Source organism: Tenacibaculum sp. SM2510, assembly GCF_057002845.1.
Window position 1 is genome coordinate 876,238 of sequence record NZ_CP192703.1, and the last position, 15,500, is coordinate 891,737.

General features: G+C 32.4%; 13 protein-coding genes and 5 tRNA genes. 8 read left to right on the top strand and 10 right to left on the bottom strand.

Features of this window, described 5'->3' with window-relative positions; genetic code table 11:
* Positions 1 to 47: 47 nt before the first annotated feature.
* Complete coding sequence (locus ACQ629_RS03870; protein WP_483706632.1) at positions 48 to 431, bottom strand: START-like domain-containing protein; 384 nt, start codon at positions 429 to 431, stop codon at positions 48 to 50.
* 104 nt (positions 432 to 535) lie between these two features.
* Here ACQ629_RS03870 and ACQ629_RS03875 point away from each other — a divergent pair.
* A tRNA-Met gene (locus ACQ629_RS03875) sits at positions 536 to 609 on the top strand.
* A gap of 36 nt (positions 610 to 645) precedes the next feature.
* Here ACQ629_RS03875 and ACQ629_RS03880 read toward each other — a convergent pair.
* A complete protein-coding gene (locus tag ACQ629_RS03880) occupies positions 646 to 1,077 on the bottom strand; it encodes a GNAT family N-acetyltransferase (RefSeq protein ID WP_483706633.1) in 432 nt (143 codons plus the stop codon).
* Positions 1,078 to 1,914: 837 nt separating this feature from the next.
* Here ACQ629_RS03880 and ACQ629_RS03885 point away from each other — a divergent pair.
* The 3 genes from ACQ629_RS03885 (at position 1,915) to ACQ629_RS03895 (ending at position 2,219) form a co-directional block, all read left to right on the top strand.
* A tRNA-Gly gene (locus ACQ629_RS03885) sits at positions 1,915 to 1,990 on the top strand.
* Positions 1,991 to 2,030: 40 nt separating this feature from the next.
* Positions 2,031 to 2,106 (top strand) — tRNA-Gly (locus ACQ629_RS03890).
* 40 nt (positions 2,107 to 2,146) lie between these two features.
* Positions 2,147 to 2,219: transfer RNA gene (locus ACQ629_RS03895), tRNA-Gly, on the top strand.
* Positions 2,220 to 2,254: 35 nt separating this feature from the next.
* Here the strand turns inward: ACQ629_RS03895 and ACQ629_RS03900 are convergent.
* Positions 2,255 to 2,896 carry a rhomboid family intramembrane serine protease gene (locus tag ACQ629_RS03900; protein ID WP_483706635.1) on the bottom strand — a complete coding sequence of 214 codons (642 nt, stop codon included), beginning with the start codon at positions 2,894 to 2,896 and terminating at the stop codon, positions 2,255 to 2,257.
* A 91-nt stretch (positions 2,897 to 2,987) separates the two neighbouring features.
* Between ACQ629_RS03900 and ACQ629_RS03905 the strand changes: the two genes are divergently transcribed.
* Positions 2,988 to 3,899 (top strand): lysophospholipid acyltransferase family protein, encoded by a 912-nt coding sequence (locus ACQ629_RS03905; protein WP_483706636.1) that lies wholly within the window; start codon positions 2,988 to 2,990, stop codon positions 3,897 to 3,899.
* A 57-nt stretch (positions 3,900 to 3,956) separates the two neighbouring features.
* Here ACQ629_RS03905 and ACQ629_RS03910 read toward each other — a convergent pair.
* The 3 genes from ACQ629_RS03910 to ACQ629_RS03920 all read right to left on the bottom strand — a co-directional run bounded on the left by ACQ629_RS03910 (position 3,957) and on the right by ACQ629_RS03920 (position 5,958).
* Positions 3,957 to 4,032: transfer RNA gene (locus ACQ629_RS03910), tRNA-His, on the bottom strand.
* Between the two features lie 55 nt (positions 4,033 to 4,087).
* A complete protein-coding gene (bshB1, locus tag ACQ629_RS03915) occupies positions 4,088 to 4,804 on the bottom strand; it encodes a bacillithiol biosynthesis deacetylase BshB1 (protein ID WP_483706638.1) in 717 nt (238 codons plus the stop codon).
* A gap of 8 nt (positions 4,805 to 4,812) precedes the next feature.
* Entirely contained in the window at positions 4,813 to 5,958 is a 1,146-nt protein-coding gene (locus tag ACQ629_RS03920) for a trans-sulfuration enzyme family protein (protein ID WP_483706639.1), read from the bottom strand.
* A 73-nt stretch (positions 5,959 to 6,031) separates the two neighbouring features.
* Here ACQ629_RS03920 and ACQ629_RS03925 point away from each other — a divergent pair, with 73 nt between their 5' ends.
* The 3 genes from ACQ629_RS03925 to ACQ629_RS03935 are packed head-to-tail and all read left to right on the top strand — an operon-like array spanning position 6,032 to position 7,772.
* Positions 6,032 to 6,790: a Rossmann-like and DUF2520 domain-containing protein gene (locus ACQ629_RS03925; RefSeq protein WP_483706640.1), complete on the top strand. Its 759-nt coding sequence runs from the start codon at positions 6,032 to 6,034 to the stop codon at positions 6,788 to 6,790.
* Entirely contained in the window at positions 6,774 to 7,301 is a 528-nt protein-coding gene (locus ACQ629_RS03930; protein ID WP_483706642.1) for a KdsC family phosphatase, read from the top strand. The genes ACQ629_RS03925 and ACQ629_RS03930 overlap by 17 nt, the downstream gene beginning before the upstream one ends.
* A gap of 48 nt (positions 7,302 to 7,349) precedes the next feature.
* Positions 7,350 to 7,772 (top strand): DUF2147 domain-containing protein, encoded by a 423-nt coding sequence (locus ACQ629_RS03935; protein WP_483706643.1) that lies wholly within the window; start codon positions 7,350 to 7,352, stop codon positions 7,770 to 7,772.
* Between the two features lie 58 nt (positions 7,773 to 7,830).
* On the opposite strand, the gene ACQ629_RS03940 is transcribed toward ACQ629_RS03935, so the two are convergent.
* Genes ACQ629_RS03940 through ACQ629_RS03955 form a run of 4 tightly spaced genes read right to left on the bottom strand, consistent with a single transcriptional unit; the run spans position 7,831 to position 15,316 of the window.
* Positions 7,831 to 9,429 (bottom strand): OmpA family protein, encoded by a 1,599-nt coding sequence (locus ACQ629_RS03940; RefSeq protein ID WP_483706644.1) that lies wholly within the window; start codon positions 9,427 to 9,429, stop codon positions 7,831 to 7,833.
* 2 nt (positions 9,430 to 9,431) lie between these two features.
* On the bottom strand, positions 9,432 to 10,355 hold the full coding sequence (locus ACQ629_RS03945; RefSeq protein ID WP_483706645.1) for a PorP/SprF family type IX secretion system membrane protein: 924 nt from the start codon (positions 10,353 to 10,355) through the stop codon (positions 9,432 to 9,434).
* Between the two features lie 5 nt (positions 10,356 to 10,360).
* Positions 10,361 to 11,584, bottom strand: coding sequence for a T9SS type B sorting domain-containing protein (locus ACQ629_RS03950; protein ID WP_483706646.1), 1,224 nt, complete (start codon positions 11,582 to 11,584; stop codon positions 10,361 to 10,363).
* Between the two features lie 21 nt (positions 11,585 to 11,605).
* Positions 11,606 to 15,316, bottom strand: coding sequence for a beta strand repeat-containing protein (locus ACQ629_RS03955; RefSeq protein ID WP_483706647.1), 3,711 nt, complete (start codon positions 15,314 to 15,316; stop codon positions 11,606 to 11,608).
* Positions 15,317 to 15,500: the final 184 nt, after the last annotated feature.

Consider the following 15,500-nt stretch of genomic DNA (forward strand, 5'->3'; position numbering starts at 1 on the left):
AAAAAAACTCGACAAAATGTCGAGTTTTTAATATCTAATATAAAAAATTACGCTCCTATACTATTTTTTAGACTTTCTATTTGGCTTTCCCATAACATTTTTGCTTCTTCTACAGCTTCATCATCATCTGCAAAATCGGTAACAATTACTACCACATCTTTAGTTAAAGGGTCCACTTCTATTCTAAATTCAAAATAACTTTCATCATCTTCACTTTCTTCCCATTTAAATTTTATACGTTCATTGTTTTTTTTCGATAAAATTTTAGCTTCCTCCTCAGAGTCATCCCATATAAAAGTGATTAATTTCCCTCTAGAATTAACTCTATCAGCAAACCACTCCTCTAATCCTGAAGGAGTTGCTAAACTATTAAATAACATACTTGGTGATGCATGTATAGGGAACTCTAATTCGAACTTTACTTTACTCATTTGTTTTTTTCTTGAGGTGGCAATATATATCTTTATTTTTTAAAAAAAAATTTCATTTTTTTGTTGCTTAAAAATAAATAACTTCTATATTTGCAGCCGCAATTGGCGAGATAGCTCAGTTGGTTAGAGCGCAGGATTCATAACCCTGAGGTCGGCAGTTCAAATCTGCTTCTCGCTACTAAACTCAAACTTAACAGTTTGAGTTTTTTTATGCCTAAATTTCAGTATACATTTTAAAATGTGGTCCTACTTTATCTACATTAAACTCTGCTCCTATTTTACTAAAAGATAGCTTTTCGTAAAATAAAACTGCATCTTTTCGAGCATTACACCATAAAACAAGTGTGCTTTTTTGCTTTAAAATATTTTTTGCAGCTTTAATCATGTATTTTCCAAAACCTTTCCCTCTTACTTTTAAAACTGTTGCCATTCCTCTTAATTGATATTGCTCTTCTTCAAAATCTTCCATTCTATTCTGAATAAAAGTAGCAATACCTACTAACTCATTTTTATAATAGGCGCCCAAATGAAAAGTGCTTTCATAAAAGTCTTCTTTAAATTTATAAGGTAAATCAATTTCATTACGTAAAATAGCTAATCTAATTTCATACGTTTCTTCAGCCTTTATTTCTTTAATCTTAATCATTTCTTATCCTTTAAACTCTTATAAATGGTTTCTCTAATTTTTTTAGCAGAAATAAACCATGCTCAATATTCTTTTTTATATTCTTTCGTTATATTACTATCGTTAGATACATCATTAAACGACTTCCCTTTATTAATACACCTAATAAACTTACTGCTATTACTTTTTTAATATTCATAGTTATATAATTTAGAATAGTTTTTCAGCGTATTAATCACTCGGAATTACATTGCCCAAGTTAACATTTTAAAAACTCAATTTTATACCTTCTTCTTAAATTTCAACGAATGAGTATAAATTTCTGACCTATAAAAAAACACTGATCATTCTACCTCTAAAAAAATAAGTTAAACGATTTCTCACTAACTTCTAAGAGAACGTATTCTTGAAATCGCTAATTATAACACTTACGAATAGGTTGGCTTTTTTGATGATGATTTATTAATTATTATCTTTAGTCATTGACACAGTGTCCCTCATTCCTTCAGAAAAAATATAGAACCAGATCATCCTATTATTGACGAAGCCTAACGAGGTAAAAATATAGGAAAGCTATTTTTAAATGGGTTTACGAATATACGAAGGTAGAAAGACGTAAAACTACCAAATTAAACACCTATACTGATAATAGGACGCTTCCTAAGTTTTATCACAATGAAGTATTTGATATCTATGGTTTTCATTTCGTGAAAGTTATGAAGGAAGATCAAAAAATTTATTAATTTTATGTAAAAAACCATTGTAAATTCTATAAACTATTTTATATTTGCAACCGCTTTACAATAGAAATTATTTTATTTAAAAGCAAAGCAAGAAATTGCAACAATCTTTACCAATGCGAAAGTAGCTCAGTTGGTAGAGCGTCAGCCTTCCAAGCTGAATGTCGCCAGTTCGAACCTGGTCTTTCGCTCCAAGTCTTTAAAAGATAGACTCTAAAATCTTTATTTACCAATGCGAAAGTAGCTCAGTTGGTAGAGCGTCAGCCTTCCAAGCTGAATGTCGCCAGTTCGAACCTGGTCTTTCGCTCCAAGTCTTTAAAAGATAGACTCTAAAATCTTTATTTACCAATGCGAAAGTAGCTCAGTTGGTAGAGCGTCAGCCTTCCAAGCTGAATGTCGCCAGTTCGAACCTGGTCTTTCGCTCAAAAAGCCGAAACATTTGTTTCGGCTTTTTTATTTTACTTCTTTAATTTATCACCAAACAAGAATAACCCTACTATAATCGCTCCGATAATTCCGATCATTAAAGTATTATTTCCTATTACACTTGGCCTTAATAGTAATGTTAATACATAACCACCTATTGCACCTCCTAAATGTGCGGAATGACCTACATTACCTACCTGATTTTTCATTCCGTAGATTGAATACAACAAATATCCAATACCAAAAATATACCCTGGCAAAGGAATAGGAATTGGCAACATAATTAACTCCATATCTGGATACAACATTATTGACGAAAAAATAACGCCCGATACTGCTCCCGAAGCACCAACAGCACTATAATATAATTCTTTTTTATGTTGATATAATGAATACATACTCCCTGCAGCCAAACTCCCAACGTAAATGAACAAAAAATAAGGAGTTCCGAAATTAAGAACAACTACTTTTCCGAAAAGATACAAAGCATACATATTAAATCCTAAATGCATCCAATCCACATGTAAAAATCCCGAAGTTAGCATTCTTAATTTTTCTCCACCTAGTATTTTTTGTACCTGAAACTTGTATCTATCAAAAAAAACAAGATTATTAAACCCTTTATAGGACACTAAAACGTTTACAACTATTAATATTAAAATAATTTGACTCATATAGTATATTTATAACCACAAAAATAATCAAAAGTTAATAAAGTAAATGATTGATAATTTAATACGATATTTGCATTTTTAAATTTATAATATGAAGTTTTTTACCTTTGCCATTACTTATCCTTTTATTTGGCTATTATCAAGATTACCGATGGGAATCTTATACTTATTTTCAGACTTTTTCTTTTTTATACTATACCATATTATTGGCTATAGAAAAAAAACTATTATCAGTAACTTAACAACTGCTTTTCCTGATAAAAAAAGAAAAGAGATAAACAAACTATCAAGAAAATTCTCTAGACACTTTGTTGATTTAATTTTTGAAAGCATTAAATCTTTTACCATTAGTGAAAAAGAAATACTTAAAAGATACAAATACAAAAATCCTGAATTGATAAACGAATTAACAAAACAAGGAAAGAGTATTGCTTTAGTTGGCGCTCACCAAGCCAACTGGGAATGGGCCTTTGCTATGCCTAAATACTTAAATATTAATTGTTACGGAGCGTATACTAAAATACAAAATCCTTATTTTGAAAAAAAGATAAAAGCTTCAAGAACTAAATTTGGCTTTGAAGGAGTTCCTACTATTGAATTTAACAAAACTATTAGCAACAGAGAAGCTAAAAAAATACAGACTCTTTATATTTTACTTAGCGATCAATCACCAAAAGTACGTAAAACAAGATACTGGTCTCATTTTTTAAATGAGAAAGTACCGGTACATACTGGAGCTGAAATTTTAGCTAAAAAATATGACTTAATAGTTGTTAACATGAATACAACTAAAATTAAAAGAGGATATTTTGAAACAGAATTCGAACTAATAACTGACTCTCCTAAGAATTTTGATAATTTTGAAATAACAGATACTTTTTTAGAAATAACAGAGAGAAATATAAACAAACAACCTGAGTGTTATTTATGGACACACAAACGCTTTAAACATAAAGACAAATACGACGAATGGTTAAAAATCAGAAAAACTTCTCAAAAATAATTGAGAAGTTTTTTTTGCTGTAAATTAAAAAAGTCTTCTCTAATGAGAAGACTTTTTGGGTGGAAGACGGGATTCGAACCCGCGACCCTCGGTACCACAAACCGATACTCTAACCAACTGAGCTACAACCACCATGTAACTTGCGGGTGCAAATATATAACAGTTTCTGATATCTGCAAAACTTTTTTTTAAATTAATTTACTTAAATTTTCAACAGCAACGTAACGTTCTGATGTAAAACCTTCTGCATAATCTACCCCTATCAACCTTCCTAAATCTTTTGCTCTATAATTTATACTATCTGTAAAGTTTTTGCTTGTTATTGGTGTTTCTGGGGCATTACTTTTAGGATCAAAGAACTGAGAACTATATGCTAAAACAGAAGCTTCTTTTTTATTCATAAAACCAGTTACATCAATTACAAAGTCTGGCTCAATATTTTTCCATTGCATATAATGATATACTTGTTTTGGTCGCCACTTTTCTTGTAGCTCACCATCTAACTCAGTTTCAATCTTCATCAAACCACTTAAAAAGCAAGCATCAGACACCACTTTACTTCCTTTCGGATGATCAATGTGCCTATCATCTATTGCATTGCATAATACCACATCTGGCCTATACTTGCGTATCATCTTTATAATTGCCAACTGATGTTCTTTATCATTAATAAAAAAACCATCAGAAAAACCTAAATTTTCACGAACGGAAACTCCTAAAATACTAGCTGCTTTTGCAGCTTCCAGGTCCCTTAAGTCAGCAGAACCTCTTGTACCAAGCTCTCCTCTTGTTAGATCTACAATACCTACTTTTTTACCTAATGATATTTCTTTCGCAATCGTAGCGCCACAACCTAGCTCAACATCATCTGGATGCGCTCCGAACGCCAATATATTTAATTTCATCTATTTTATTATTTTAAAGCTTGCTCTATATCTTCTATTAAATCTTCTGTTTCTTCTATACCTACTGAGAAACGAATTAAGTTATCCTTTATTCCTTGGCTTGCTCTTTCTTCGGTTGACAATAAAGAATGAGAAGTTTCAGAAGGGCTTAACATCGTACTTTCAATTCCTGCCAAACTCATTGATGGCTTTATTAATTGTAACCTATTCATAAAATCCATCGCGTTTAAATTTTCATTTAACTCAAAAGAAAGCATCCCTCCGTAGTATTTCATTTGAGAAACTGCTAGTTCATGATTTTCATGAGATTTTAAACCCGGATAATATACTTTTGATACTTGCTTATTGCTCTCTAAATAAGTCGCCATTTTTAAAGCATTTTCACTTTGATGCTTTACCCTTAAATTTAACGTTTTTAAACTACGTTCTAACATCCAAACTGTAAAATCACTTAAACTTCCCCCTAAGTTTTTTGCAAGATTCCAAATTCTATCAATATGCTTATCTGATGCAGCTACTGCTCCCGCTAAAATATCAGAATGACCGCCCATATATTTAGTTGCCGAATGCAACATAATATCAATACCAAAATCAGCAGGTGTTTGATTTATTGGCGACGCAAATGTATTATCAATCATTGTTATAAGCTTATTTTCCTTTGCCAGATCGGCAATAGCTTTAATATCAACAATTTTTAATAACGGGTTTGACGGAGTTTCTATAAAAATAACCTTTGTGTTAGGCTTTATTTCTTTTTTAAACGCCGCTATATGCAAACTACTCGTAAATGAATATTCAATTCCAAATTTATCAAACTCCTCAACTACAAAGTTATAAGTACCGCCATATAATGTTTCTTGCAATATAACATGATCTCCTTTTTGTAAAAAAGCAAGCATTGTAGTGCTTATTGCCGCCATTCCTGATCCAAAAATTAAAGCGCCTTCTGTTTTTTCTAATGCTGCTATTTTTTTACACAAATACTGTTGATTAGGTGTATTAAATGAACGTGGATATCTTTTTACATCTACCGCATCAAACTCATAAGATGTAGACATGAATATAGGCGAAATGGCTCCTTTAAATTGCTCGTCTTTAATTTCTCCTACATGCGTACATATCGTATTAATACCTAGTTGGCTACTTTTTTTCATCTTTACAAAATTTAGCAGCTAATTTACTAAATCCATTTTCGTTTTGAAATAAAATATCAATATCTTCGTACCTATGATTAGAATTGCCATTATTGGAGGCGGAAATGTAGCAACACACTTAGCAAGTGCTTTTAATAAAAATAAAGAAGTTTCTTTAGTGCAAGTCTATGCTAGAAATATTGAACAAATTGCATTTTTAAAACATGATGTAAGCATAATAGATAACTTAGGTTTACTAAAAGACGCCGATGTTTATATTATAGCTGTTTCTGATGACGCTATAACTGAAGTTTCATCAAAAATTAATAAAAAAAATAGCTTAATTGTTCATACTTCTGGAAGCGCTTCTTTAGAATCATTAGAAAACAAAGGCAGAAAAGGTGTTTTTTACCTCTTACAAAGTTTCTCTAAAGACAAGGCTGTTAATTTTAATGAAATTCCATTTTGTTTAGAAGCTGAAAATAAGAAAGATTTAACTACGCTAATAACAATAGCTAAAGCTATCGGAAAAAAAATATATTCTATTAATTCCGAACAACGCAAAGCAATACATGTAGCGGCTGTTTTTGTAAACAACTTTACAAACCACTTTTATAAAATTGGTGAAGATATTTGTAAAGAACATCAAGTTCCTTTTGAAATATTACAACCTTTAATTCAGGAAACAGCAAGTAAAATTATTTCCTTAAATCCAGAAGAAGCTCAAACAGGACCTGCCAAAAGAAACGATCAAAAAACGATTCAAAATCATTTAGAATTACTCAACAAAGAACAACAAGAAATGTATCAACTTATTACAAAATCAATCCAAAACAATGGAAAAAAGTTATAAAGAAATATTACCTCAAATAGATACTTTAATTTTTGATGTGGACGGCGTTTTAACTAACGGAATCGTAACCGTTTTTCCTGACGGACAATTAGTTCGCCAAATGAATATTAAAGATGGATATGCTTTAAAGGCTGCAGTAAAAGCTGGTTTTAGGGTTTCTATTATTTCTGGAGGTAAGAACGAAGGTGTTCGTACTCGTTTAGCTAATTTAGGTATTACCGATATTTATTTGGGAGCACATGATAAAATTAAGCAGTTTAATGAATTAGTTGAAAAATATAATTTAAAATCAGAAAACGTCTTATATATGGGCGATGACATTCCTGACTTCCCTGTCATGAAGCTAGTAGGAATGCCATGTTGCCCTAATGATGCCGCTAGAGAAATTCAGCAAGTATCTAAATACATCTCTGATAAAAATGGTGGAGATGGCTGTGCTCGCGACATTATAGAGCAAGTATTAAGAGTTCAAGGAAAATGGAATAACAATTTTGATGCTCAATACGATTAATTGGAACAATTTTTGAAAACTAATTTTTTATCTTAAAAATACACAAAAATGAAAAATACTATTTTAACACTTTTATTAATTATTAGCTCTTCAATAAGTGCTCAAACTATTTTCGGTAAATGGGAAAATCGCAATGAAGAAACCAATAAGGTAGATTCAGTAATTGAAGTTTATGAAAAAGGCGGAAAAGCTTTTGCTAAAATTATAGAAATTACTGATAAGAATAGACAAAATGCTTTATGCACCGAATGTAGTGATAAACGTAAAGACACACCAATTTTAGGAATGAATATTTTAACTGGTTTAGGAAAAGATGGTGACGAATGGAGCGGTGGTAAAATATTAGATCCTAAAAATGGAAAAGAGTACAAATGCTATATTAAACTTGAAAGCAGTAATAAATTAAAACTACGAGGTTATCTTGGGTTTGCTGCCTTTGGTAGAACTTCGTATTGGTATCGAAAAAATTAAATACTCTATGATGCAATGGAGATTTTTGTTTTATTATAATTTCCATTGCATCTTAAAATTACTTTATAATTAAAAAATTTGTCCTCCTGTTCATTAAATGCTCTTCACTAGTACACTTAACAGTATTTAAACATCTATTTGCTATTGCTTTTTCTCCATATCCTTCATGAAAAACTCTTTTAGTTGATACCCCTTGTTTTACTATATAATTTTTAATTGATAAAGCTCTTTTTTTAGAAAGCTGCAAATTATACAAATCCGTTCCTCTACTGTCTGTATGTGAATTAACTTTTACTTTTATTTTAGGGTACCTCTGCATTATATCAACCAACATATCTAACTTACTTTTACTTTCTTTACTGACTTTAAAATTATTATATCCAAAATAAATATTACCTATAATTATTTGTAGTTTATTGTCTATAATTTTTACTATTTTTTCAGATAAAATATCTTTTTCTATAAAAAACTCATATTTATTTTCTCCGTTTTCAATTTTAAAAACCTTTTTCAATTGGGAATAACCTTTTTTAAAAGCTGAAATTTCAAAGTTTATTGATGTACAGTTTTTAACAAACATAAAAGCACCTCCGTTATTAGTAATTTTAGCTTTTAATAGTTTTTTATGATGTGGTTTTAAGAAGGCTTCAACACCATTTAGAGGTTGTAAAGTCTTACTATCTTTAAATATAATTTGAATTGAATCTTGGCACTTTTTTATTTGCTTTTCTGCCCCTACCTTAAACGAATAGATATCATCATCTCCCTTACCTCCTAGCCTATTTGATGAAAAATAACCTTTATTTACTCTTCTAATTTTATAAAAAGAAAAATCATCTGATTCGCTATTTATAGGGCGCCCTAAATTTTTTACAGTAAGAGCATCTTTATTTAAATCAGCGTAATAAATATCTAGCTCTCCAATACCTTCATTGAATCCGTTTGAAGAATAGTACAAAATATTATTTTCATCTACAAAAGGAAACATTTCTTTTCCTTTTGTATTAATTTCAGGTCCTAAATTTTTAACAGAAGAGAAAGATCCGTCTGGCAAAATATTAACCACATAAATATCTGTTAAACCATAACCTCCAGGCATATCAGATATAAAATATAGTTTTTTTTGATCTTCACTAAGCCAAGGGTGGCCTGTAGAATATTTTGATGAATTAAAAGGTAATTCCTGTATATTTGTCCAATTATTAGCTATCCTTTTAGCGCTATATAATTTTAACCTTATTAGTTGTTTTATTTTTTTACTCTTTGATACACTTAAATTATTTGTTGTAAAGTACATTATAGTCTTATTAGCATTAAATGAAACAGAACTTACATGGTGCTTTATTTTATTCTTTTTATCAAATAATTCTTCACTAGTATAAACATCTTCTACCTTATTATTAACAGTATAAATCTTTAAAAAAGGTTGCATATTATCTTTCCATATTTTTTGGCTTTTTTTTATTTTTTTAGAACTAGAAAACAATAATATACTATCATTATATTGTAAGGCTCCGAAATCGGAGTATTTAGTGTTAATAGATAGGTTTTTTACTTCAACAGAATCCTGATTTTTATTTTGAGCTCTAGCAGCTATAGCTAGCAACAAAATAAAAAACAAGATGATCTGTTTTTTTTTGCTGTTTTTAAAGCTCATATTTAAAAGTATCTAGGTGATAAATATTTTCTCTCTATTAATTGAAAATCAAAAAGAAGTATTAATTCATGTGAACCTGAATTAAATTCACTTAAATCTGAAATTGTATGGTCATAGGCATACCCTATTCTTAATTTATTATTTACTCGAAAATTAACTATTCCACTCCAAGAATCACTTAAACGGTGCGAAACCCCAAATTCAACCTTATTTTTCCATAATACATTTAACGAAACATCTAATGAAATTGGTGAGTAATTAGCGTATTTAATTAAAAAAGATGGTTTTAATCTAAAATCACTTTTTAAATCAAAAACATAACCTGTTGTTATAAAGGCATGCATTTCTTCTGACGCTCTTGCTATAACTCCATTCGTTTTTCTAAAATGTAATGATTCTAAAAGGTTAGGCACTGAGGCTCCGAAGTAAAACTTCTCTAGGTAATAAAAAACACCTACACCTATATTTGGATACGCATTATTTACATTTTGACTGAATTTAGGATCATTTGTGTCATTTTGTTTTAAATTTAATAATCCTATTTGCTGAAAAGTAGCTCCTGCTTTTAATCCAAATGCCAAATTAGATTTTTCTGAAGGTTGAATTGTAAAAGAAAAATCAGCATACGCATGTGTTTCATTTACTGGACCTGTTTTATCGTGAACTAAAGACAGCCCTAATCCTATTTTTTCTCCAATAGGACTATGAATAAAAGCACTTAATGTTTTTGGAGCTCCATTTACCCCCAACCATTGAGTTCTTGCCAAAACCCCCATACTTACACCTTCTGTACTTCCTGCATAAGCAGGATTCATCATTGTCATGTTGTACATGTATTGTGTATATTGAGGATCTTGTTGTGCAATAATTTCTGTACTTAAATTAAAACATATAAATAATACTATAATATATAAGTTAATTTTCATGCAATTTATTTATTTAAATATAACCAACCTTGGTAAGGCTTTGTTACACCATCGTTAAAATCTACAATATACCAATAGGTCGCTGCTGCAACCATTTCTTCATCTCCTAATACAGTTGTTCTTTTATAGTATTTCCCATCCCACCAAACAGGGTTTAAATTACCATTGTTCTTATAATCATATAATATATTACCATACCTATTGTAAATTTTCATCTTAAAATTAGGGTACATTTCAACTAATCCCGGAATCATAAAAACATCATTAATACCATCTCCATCAGGAGAAAAAGAATCTGATATATCTAAATCTGGTATAATATTATCATCTGACTTATTAGCTAAAGTAAATACTCCAAACTCATTTACCGTTGTGGTAATTTCTTTGTTTGCTATATTAACAACACCTCCTTCATTTACCCATTGAAAACCATCCCACCTAACAATAATCATCTGATTAGGATTAGCTGTTAAAAAATCTGGGGTGGTTACATCGCTCCATGTTAAAGTAATTTCCACGTCTGAATTCCCTACCTCTCTATTAATTTCCCAAAACTCATTCATATTAACTAAGCCTATAGAAACTTCTTTATCATTATGGGAAAAATTAACATCAGAATTTTCCCAATTGAAAGCGACAAAGAACTGATTATCTACGTCTTTAATCGCACTAACCTTTGCTTGTCTAGGTATAAAAGTGCTTCCTTGATAGTCGCCTACAGGAAACGTAAAAGAAGTATTTCCTACTTTTCTAACTTTATTGTTTACATAGCTTTGAATGCTTAAATTTTCATAATCTGCACTCGCTTGAAAACTCAATAATCCTTGTGTGGTTTCATGTACAATACCTTGTTGAAAAAATGATGTGCCGTGAATACCAATTTCCTTATCTAGAGAAAAAGAAAAAGCTCCATAACTATTATTAAACTCAATATCTAAAACATTTGTTATACCCCTTCCATCTATAACTTGTTCTTGGTTTCCTACAAAGTTTAACACACTTGTGTTTTGGCTTGCATCAAAACTAAAACCACCATCATTCGTTAAGTTTTGAAATAAGTATAATTCGCCATTATTTACCAATTCAGATCCCGTGCTATTAATTAGGTCATCATAAACACTAACGATTACATTTGATGAAACATAAAAATCACCTTTGTTAAAAACCTGAGCATTTAAAGCCCCAGTAAACCATAGAACCAAACAAGTATTCATAATATATTTATTCATAATATAAGTTGGTTTTAATTATTAAAGTCCTAACAATGCACTATCAATCTGATACCAATAATAATTACCATCTCCTCCTGCTGCCGGATCTGAATACCCACATTGAATTGTCATTGATGAATTTGTTCCTAGAGTAGATAATCCAACTACTGTTAATAATGAACCTTGTATCGTAGACCCTCCTGATATATTAAGGTTTAATGCTACACTAAGACCCAATAAAGTTCCATTACCTGCTCTGTTAACAATGGTTAGTTTGTTACCTACGTTAGTAGAAGTAGGTAAAGGAATAGTAATATTAGCTCCAACTCCAATAGTCAACAAACCTGTTTGTTCTATTATAACGGTTCCATCATTATTTGTAATACTCGTAGCTACTGTTGGGTTTTTAACTACTCTAATATTATTTATTCTATTTATAGAGGCTAGTAGCGTTGCTAAGTCGGTAGTATTTGTGGAAATATTACTTGTATTAGTAGATATATTAGATGCTAATGTTGAATTACCTAAATCTACAGTAGAAGTAGATTTCGTTATGCTAATTATATTACCACTTAATGATATATCTTGATTATCTGCATCAACATTTGTCCAGGTTGTCCCATCTATTGTTTTGTATAAAATTCCTGTTACAGTATCAAGGTATAATTGACCTACAACTCCCGTAACAGAACCATTAGGATCACTTGTACCTGACAATGCCGCATCGGCTCCTGCTGCTCCGACCAAACTAACTCCTGCTCCCCAACCTGATCCTGTTTTGGGTCCGTAGATTAAATTATCATCTGTATCAATATAAAAATCGCCTAATACACCTTCGGTCGTTGGACTCGCTGTGCCGCTTAAAACTGTTTTTCCGTCTGAACCGTCTGAACCATTTGCGCCTGTTGCTCCGACTAAACTTGTTCCTACTCCCCAACCTGATCCTGTTTTGGGTCCGTAAATTAAATTATCATCTGTATCAATATAAAAATCTCCTAATACACCTTCCGTAGTTGGGCTCGCTGTACCGTTTAAAATTGTTTTTCCGTCTGACCCGTCTGATCCATTTGCGCCTGTTGCTCCGACTAAACTTGTACCTACTCCCCAACCTGATCCTGTTTTGGGACCGTAAATTAAATTATCATCTGTATCAATATAAAAATCGCCTAATACACCTTCGGTAGTCGGACTCGCTGTGCCGTTTAAAACTGTTTTTCCGTCTGAACCGTCTGATCCATTTGCGCCTGTTGCTCCGACTAAACTTGTACCTACTCCCCAACCTGATCCTGTTTTGGGACCGTAAATTAAATTATCATCTGTATCAATATAAAAATCGCCTAATACACCTTCGGTAGTCGGACTCGCTGTGCCGTTTAAAACTGTTTTTCCGTCTGAACCGTCTGAACCATTTGCGCCTGTTGCTCCGACTAAACTTGTTCCTACTCCCCAACCTGATCCTGTTTTGGGACCGTAAATTAAATTATCATCTGTATCAATATAAAAATCGCCTAATACACCTTCGGTAGTCGGACTCGCTGTGCCGTTTAAAACTGTTTTTCCGTCTAAACCGTCTGAACCATTTGCGCCTGTTGCTCCGACTAAACTTGTTCCTACTCCCCAACCTGATCCTGTTTTTGGACCGTAGATTAAATTATCATCCGTATCAATATAAAAATCGCCTAATACACCTTCGATAGTCGGACTCGCTGTGCCGTTTAAAACTGTTTTTCCGTCTGAACCGTCTAAACCATTTGCGCCTGTTGCTCCGACTAAACTTGTTCCTACTCCCCAACCTGATCCTGTTTTTGGACCGTAGATTAAATTATCATCCGTATCAATATAAAAATCGCCTAATACACCTTCGATAGTCGGACTCGCTGTGCCGTTTAAAACTGTTTTTCCGTCTGAACCGTCTAAACCATTTGCGCCTGTTGCTCCGACTAAACTTGTTCCTACTCCCCAACCTGATCCTGTTTTGGGTCCGTAAATTAAATTATCATCTGTATCAATATAAAAATCGCCTAATACACCTTCGGTAGTCGGACTCGCTGTGCCGTTTAAAACTGTTTTTCCGTCTAAACCGTCTGAACCATTTGCGCCTGTTGCTCCGACTAAACTTGTTCCTACTCCCCAACCTGATCCTGTTTTGGGACCGTAAATTAAATTATCATCTGTATCAATATAAAAATCTCCTAATACACCTTCGGTAGTCGGACTCGCTGTGCCGTTTAAAACTGTTTTTCCGTCTAAACCGTCTGAACCATTTGCGCCTGTTGCTCCGACTAAACTTGTTCCTACTCCCCAACCTGATCCTGTTTTGGGACCGTAGATTAAATTATCATCCGTATCAATATAAAAATCTCCTAATACACCTTCCGTAGTTGGGCTCGCTGTACCGTTTAAAACTGTTTTCCCGTCTGAACCGTCTGAACCATTTGCGCCTGTTGCTCCGACTAAACTTGTTCCTACTCCCCAACCTGATCCTGTTTTGGGACCGTAGATTAAATTATCATCTGTATCAATATAGAAATCTCCGTTTACTCCTTCGGTAGTTGGACTCGCTGTACCGTTTAAAATTGTTTTTCCGTCTGAACCATCTGATCCATTTGTTCCTGTTGCTCCGACCAAACTAACGCCTACTCCCCAACCTGATCCTGTTTTTGGACCGTAAATTAAATTATCATTTGTATCAATATAAAAATCGCCTAATACACCTTCGGTAGTCGGACTCGCTGTGCCGTTTAAAACTGTTTTTCCGTCTAAACCGTCTGAACCATTTGCGCCTGTTGCTCCAACTAAACTAACGCCTGCTCCCCAACCTGATCCTGTTTTTGGACCGTAGATTAAATTATCATCTGTATCAATATAAAAATCTCCTAATACACCTTCGGTAGTCGGACTCGCTGTGCCGTTTAAAACTGTTTTTCCGTCTAAACCGTCTGAACCATTTGCGCCTGTTGCTCCGACTAAACTTGTTCCTACTCCCCAACCTGATCCTGTTTTGGGACCGTAAATTAAATTATCATCCGTATCAATATAAAAATCGCCTAGTACACCTTCGGTCGTTGGGCTCACTGTGCCGTTTAAAACTGTTTTTCCGTCTGAACCGTCTAACGATGCTATAAATTCTGCTTCTGTTCCTGTATTACCAGCATCTAACCATACTTGATATGCTGATTTACCATCTGCTCCTGTTGCAGCAACAGCAAACCACAGCCTTCCATCTGATGTGTATAACTCTCCTGTATCTGTATCTATATATAAGTCAGCTAATGAAGGATTTACTGACCTACTTGCCGGCGACCCTGGACCAGTTACTATTTTATTAGCGTTTAAAAATGAAGATAAATCGGCAGAGGCAGTTCCTCCGTTCTCAATCTCTATTCTAAGAAAATTAGAGCTATCAAGAAAAAAACTAGTTATTTGTTGATTATCGGCTTGTGCTGAAATAAGATTTGAAACAGTGCTTGCATCTGCTAACTTATTCCATTCAACTCCTGTCCAATAATAAAATCCCTTCCCTATATTTTCATTCGTATTATAAACAAATAAGCTTTCTGTTATTGAAGAATTTAATACTGGCGATGCCGTATTTAAATCCTCAATATATATTCTTGGTACTAAAAGACCTTTGTTTTGAGATTCAATATCTAATTGAGCTGATTCATTTGGAGTTAAGGTACCTATTCCTACTTGAGAGAATAAACTAACACTTAACATTAATACTAGTAGTGTAATTTTTATTTTCATATATAAAGTTTTTAAGGTGAAAAGTTGTATAAAATGCTACTGTACTAGGTGTACTTGATTTTATTTAACATAAGGTATATGTAAAAAGCACTAATAAAAGTATCTTATGAAGTAGTGAGCTTTCTTAAAATTCATTTTATTACTGTTTTAAGTTTAATTAAACACTTAAATGCACATTTAAAAG